We start from the raw sequence: 5,479 nt of genomic DNA, 5'->3' as shown, positions 1-5,479 counted from the left end.
AGCCGGTTATGAGGACGCTCGTCGGGTAGTAAGTCGCCAGATCTTCCGTCTCTTCTGGCCAGCCCAGCGTCGTGAATGGCCAGAGCTGTGAGGAGAACCAGGTGTCGAGTACGTCCTCATCCTGCCGGATCTTGCCCGAGCCGCAGTTGGGACAGCTTTCGGGATCGTTCTCCTCAACTATGACCTCTCCACACTCGTCGCAGTACCAGACCGGGATGCGATGGCCCCACCAGAGCTGTCTGGAGATGCACCAGTCCCTTATATCGTTCATCCAGTTGAGATAGACCTTCTTCCAGGTTTCGGGGAAGAAGACGACCTCTCCGTCTTCGACGGCCTTTATTCCCCTCTCGGCGAGCGGTCCGACCTTCACGTACCACTGGTCCGAGAGCGAGGGTTCGACTACCGTGTCGCAACGGTAGCACCTTCCCACTGCATGAACCATAGGTTCTATCTTTAGCAGATAACCCTGTTCCTCGAGATCCTTAACCACCTGTTTCCTGGCCTCGTATCTGTCCAGACCGGCGTACTTGCCGCCGGCTTCGGTTATTTTCGCGTCTTTGTCGAAGACCTCCACCAGCGGCAGATTGTGTCTTATCCCTATCTGGAAGTCGTTCGGATCGTGCGCCGGGGTCACCTTGAGCGCGCCCGTACCGAAGGTCGGATCGACGTACCTGTCGGCCACTATGGGAAGCTCCCTGTTTACCAGAGGCAGTATGGCCGTCTTTCCCTGCAAAGATAAGTATCTCTCGTCGGAGGGATAGACGGCAACCCCCGTATCGGCAAGCATGGTTTCCGGTCTGGTGGTCGCTATCACTACGAACTCATCGCTGCCCTTGATAGGATACTTTATGTGGTAGAAGGCTCCCTTTTCGTCCTCGTGTTCCACTTCCTCGTCCGAAAGAACCGTTGAACATCTGGGACACCAGTTGACTATGTATTTGCCCCTGTATATCAGGCCTTCCTTGTAGAGTTGAACGAAGGATTTTCTTACGGCATGGCTCAATCGTTCATCCAGGGTGAATCGCTCCCTGCTCCAGTCAACGGAACAGCCCATGGCCTCTATCTGTTCCCTGATTTTCTGCCTGTATTCCCTGGTCCAATCCCATGTAGTTTCCAGGAATTTTTCACGGCCGAGTTTCCTCCTGTCGATACCCTTCTTGGCGAGGTTTTTCTCGACGGCATTCTGCGTTGCGATACCGGCGTGGTCCTCTCCCGGAACCCAGAGAGCCCTGAAACCCTGCATTCTCTTGAACCTTGTCATGATATCTTGAAGGATGAGATTGAGTGCGTGACCCATATGGAGGGCTGCCGTTATGTTTGGTGGCGGTATCATTATGGTGAAAGGCTTTCCACTGCCCTTAGGTTTGAAGTGGCCGTTCTCCTTCCAGTATGAGTACCACTTCTTCTCCAGGTCGGAAGGAGTGTACCTGGTTCCCAGTTCTTTCATAGGACTACCCCCTTGCAAGCTTGCAGCGATTAACAGGAATTATATCACGAAGTGCCGGAGAGAAAGGGGAGGGGTTGTGCATTTGAGGTTAAGCCGTTGGTTCGCCGGGCGATTGCTTAGGTCGGCCGGAGAGTTCCTTTTCTTTTTCGATCTTCTCCTGGAGTTCAAGCACTGTCCTGGGCTCTTCGTAGAAAGTGTAAGCTTCTTCGCCGACTCTCACCACCAGGAAGTAGTCCTGTATTTTGGGCTTTCCCACCAGCTTGATGTTCCTGGCGGGCAGAAACATATCCCTCAAAGACGGATAATACAGATCGCCCGAAGATGTGCTCTGGTGGACGGCCACTTCTTCGATATCCTCCAGGGGTATCTCCATGTTGACCTGACCGGAGCCGGGTATGTTCACGCTGAAATGGAAACTCCCTCCGTTTATCATGGCGTAACTCTGGCTCATGTTGACTTTCTCTATTCTCTCGACCCTGCCGAAGGTGTAGAAGAGCGATAGGACCATGTTTCTGCTACCTTTACCGGAGAGACCAAGCCGCCTGATCATCCTCTCTTTAGGCCTTTCCTCTCCCAGCCCCAGGAGCGCGGTCACCAGGCAGACTATATCGCCAACCAGAAAACCTCCCCTGAAGTTGGCCATCATCAAGGCGATCAATTCCACAATGATCGGCAACAGAGGGGCGATCACCAATGATATATACGGCACTTTCCGTCTGAGGACGGTAAAGAGAACGAAGGCGGGTACACTCGTCAGGAAATAGGGGAGTGGACCGAGAAAGAGCCTGGTTGAGGCCGCAACTACGATCATCGCCATCAAAAGCAATGCAATCACTTCCCGACGCAGAAATCGCTGAAGATCCTGTCGAGCAGGTCCTCGGTCAGGTTCCTTCCCAAAAGTTCGTCGAGGCTTTTGGCAGCGCTCTCGACGAGCGTGCTCACTATGTCGATTGTCACCCTCTCTTCGATGGCTTCTAAAGATTGGTGAAGATATCGCAGACACTCTTGGAGACAGACCCTTTGCCTTGCGCTGACGATTATCTGCTCTCCGATCGAAGTCAGGTCGACGGTCTTTTCGACCATCAGCTTTTCGAGCGAGGCGAGTCCCTGCCCGGTTCTGGCGCTTATTACGACGTCGTAACCGGCGCCGTCGATCTGTCTTATATCGGACTTGTTCGCTGCTCTGATCACTCTCTTCCCCTCCAGGTCGATTTTTTGAAGATAACCGGGATCGCCTGCCGGATCGCTCAGAAGTATCAGGAGGTCAGCATCTTCGATGGCCTTCAGGCTCCTCTGTATTCCCATCTCTTCGATCGCATCGTTCGAGGCTCGTATGCCGGCCGTATCGATTACTCTGAAGAGAACGCCATTTATGCTCAGGTCCTCTTCGATAGTGTCTCTGGTGGTTCCGGGAATATCGGAAACGATCGCCCGGTCCCTTCTGAGCAGTGCGTTGAGAAGTGTGGACTTCCCGACGTTGGTCTCGCCCACGATAACCGTCTTGATTCCCTGAGCGATCCTCAACCCCTTGCTGGCGCTCTCGATGAAAGCCGAAATACTTTCCGAAAGGCCGTTCAGCTTTTCACCCAGGTCTTTGTAATCGGTCTCGACCTCGTCGGGGTAGTTGAGCTCAACTTCTATCGTCGCCAGCAACCGGATTATCTCTTCTCTGAAGATCGAGATCTCTTTGGAAATACCCTCTACGTAACTCCTTCTCGCCACATCCAGAGCCGTCTCACTTCGCGAGGTTATCATCGCGTTTATAGCCTCGGCCTTTGGGAGATCGATCTTGCCGTTCAAAACGGCCCGCCTGGTGAACTCTCCGGGAAGAGCTTGTCTGAAACCCGCTTCGAGAAGGGCTTCCATAGCTCTATCGATGATTATCGGATTGCCGTGGAAGGAGAGTTCCACCATCTCTTCTCCAGTGTAGGAGGCCGGTGCCTGGAAATACACGAAGAGTATCTCGTCGAGGAATTCCCCCTTAGCCTTGAAGGAAGTTAGATAGATCCTTCTGGGTTTTGGTTTATCGGGCCGCTCCAGGAGAGGAAGGAGCCTCTCCAGTATCCGCTCGCCGGAACACCTGACCGTCGCGATCGCAGAGACGCCCCTGGCTGTCGCAAGGGCGCATATCGGATCAGTGAACAATCTCTTCAACTCCAAGGAATATCTCCTGAAGAACTCTCATCAATCTTCTCTCTGGTACCGGATATATCATCGTCTTTCCTTCTCTCTCGTTCACGAGCACTTTCTCTCTTTTCAACCGTATCGAGTTGCGATCGTGGTTCTCGGCGTGAGTCAACAGGACTCTTTCCAAATGTGCGTCGTACTCCACGGCCTTTATAGCCAGCCTGAAGGCTCCCAGCCTTATGCGCGAGGCCGTAAGAAGCGATTCTACCTGCACTGGGAGCTTCCCGAACCTATCTTTCAGCTCGGCTTCTATTTCGTTGATCTCTTCCTGTTCCCTGCAGGCCGCTATCCTGCGGTATATCTTCAACCTTTCGATGGAGTCGGCGACGAAGGTTTCGGGGATGACCATGTCGAAAGGTATATTCTTCAGCTCCGTATCCACAGCCCGGTCCTGGATATCGACTTCCTGCTCGCCCCTGAGCTCTCTGAGGGCTCTATCGACCATCTCCCGGTAGAGGTACAGTCCCACCGAGTTGATATTGCCATGTTGCTCGGCACCCAGAAGCGTTCCGAAACCCCTTATCTCCAAATCTCTCATCGCCAGCTTCATACCGCTCCCGGCACCGGAAAATTCCTTGAGCGCCTTCAGCCTCTCACGCGAGGGTTCTGTAAGTCTCCTGGCGTCGTAAAGGAAGTAGGAGAAGGCCCTCCTGGTGCTTCTACCCACACGACCCCTGAGCTGGTAGAGCTGGGCCAGTCCGTAACGATGCGAGTCGTCTACTATCAGAGTGTTGGCGTTGGGCACATCGACGCCGCTCTCGATTATGGTCGTGCAGAGAAGGACGTCGAGGTTTCCGGTGTAGAAAGATCTTATCGTCCGTTCGAAGGCCGTCTTGTTCATTTGACCGTGCGCCATTTCGATGCTGACCTCTGGCAGCAGTTCCCTCAATCTCAACAGAAGATCGGGCAGTTCGTTGACCCTGTTGTGAACATATATAGTCTGGCCTCCCCTGTTGACTTCCCTTAAAACGGCAGTCCTGATCAGCCTCTCGTTGACCGATCCCACGTAAATTTCCGGCGTGGTTCTCCCGGCCGGAGGAGTAGAAATAACCGACATGTCCCTCAGTCCAGAAAGGGACATGTACAGGGTCCTGGGAATGGGAGTCGCACTCATCGAGAGAACGTTGATCTGTAGCCTTAGCTTTTTGAAGTGTTCCTTCTGCATAACTCCGAAAAGCTGCTCTTCATCGACTATCACCAGTCCGAGATCGGCAAACTGGACCTCCTTGGAGAGCAGTGAGTGCGTTCCGACCACAACGTCTATCTCTCCCTTTTTGAGCTTTCTTAGAAGTCTACTCCTCTCGTTTTCCGTTCTGTAACGGTCGAGGATTTCGACCCTTATACCGAAAGGCGCGAGACGAGTGGAGAAGTTCTCGTGGTGCTGTCGTGCGAGGACTGTCGTGGGTACCATTACGGCAACCTGCTTGCCGGAGAGTACGCTCCTGAAGGCCGCCCTTATAGCCACCTCGGTCTTTCCGTAACCTGCATCGCCGCTTATGAGCCTGTCCATCGGCCTGCCACTCTGAAGGTCCGATAAGACCTCATCGACAGCCTTGAGTTGATCGTCGGTTTCAACGTAGGGGAAGCTATCCCTGAAGCTCTTCTCCATCTCGGCATCCCCCGCGAGCGGTATTCCCCTGACGATTTCCCTGGAACCGTAGAGATTCGTCAGCTCGCTGATCAGCGCCTTTACCTCCTGCCTGACTTTCGATTTCTGCCTGCCCCAACCGTTTCCTTTGAGCGAGTTGAGCTGTACGCCGTCGAAATTTCCGACGTATTTGTGTACTCTATCGACTCTTTCGATGGGAACGTAGATCTTGTTGTTGTCTCTGTATTCGAGAACCA

Annotated in this window: 4 protein-coding genes; all 4 read right to left on the bottom strand. The window is 53.4% G+C overall.

Annotated features, from left to right (window positions below):
* Nucleotides 1–1,447 (bottom strand): valine--tRNA ligase (locus tag PKX57_RS11125; RefSeq protein WP_472417345.1); only part of this gene is annotated, 1,447 nt, incomplete at its 3' end.
* Nucleotides 1,448–1,535: 88 nt separating this feature from the next.
* Nucleotides 1,536–2,258: a hypothetical protein gene (locus PKX57_RS11120; protein ID WP_472417343.1), complete on the bottom strand. Its 723-nt coding sequence runs from the start codon at nt 2,256–2,258 to the stop codon at nt 1,536–1,538.
* A 20-nt stretch (nt 2,259–2,278) separates the two neighbouring features.
* Nucleotides 2,279–3,601, bottom strand: coding sequence for a tRNA uridine-5-carboxymethylaminomethyl(34) synthesis GTPase MnmE (gene mnmE / locus PKX57_RS11115; protein ID WP_472417341.1), 1,323 nt, complete (start codon nt 3,599–3,601; stop codon nt 2,279–2,281).
* The coding region (locus tag PKX57_RS11110) for a DEAD/DEAH box helicase (RefSeq protein WP_472417339.1) at nt 3,582–5,479 on the bottom strand (1,898 nt) is incomplete at its 5' end. The genes mnmE and PKX57_RS11110, both read right to left, overlap by 20 nt.

This window comes from Mesotoga sp., assembly GCF_035363035.1.
Taxonomy (GTDB): domain Bacteria; phylum Thermotogota; class Thermotogae; order Petrotogales; family Kosmotogaceae; genus Mesotoga.
This window is presented reverse-complemented; position numbering and strand designations above follow the sequence as displayed.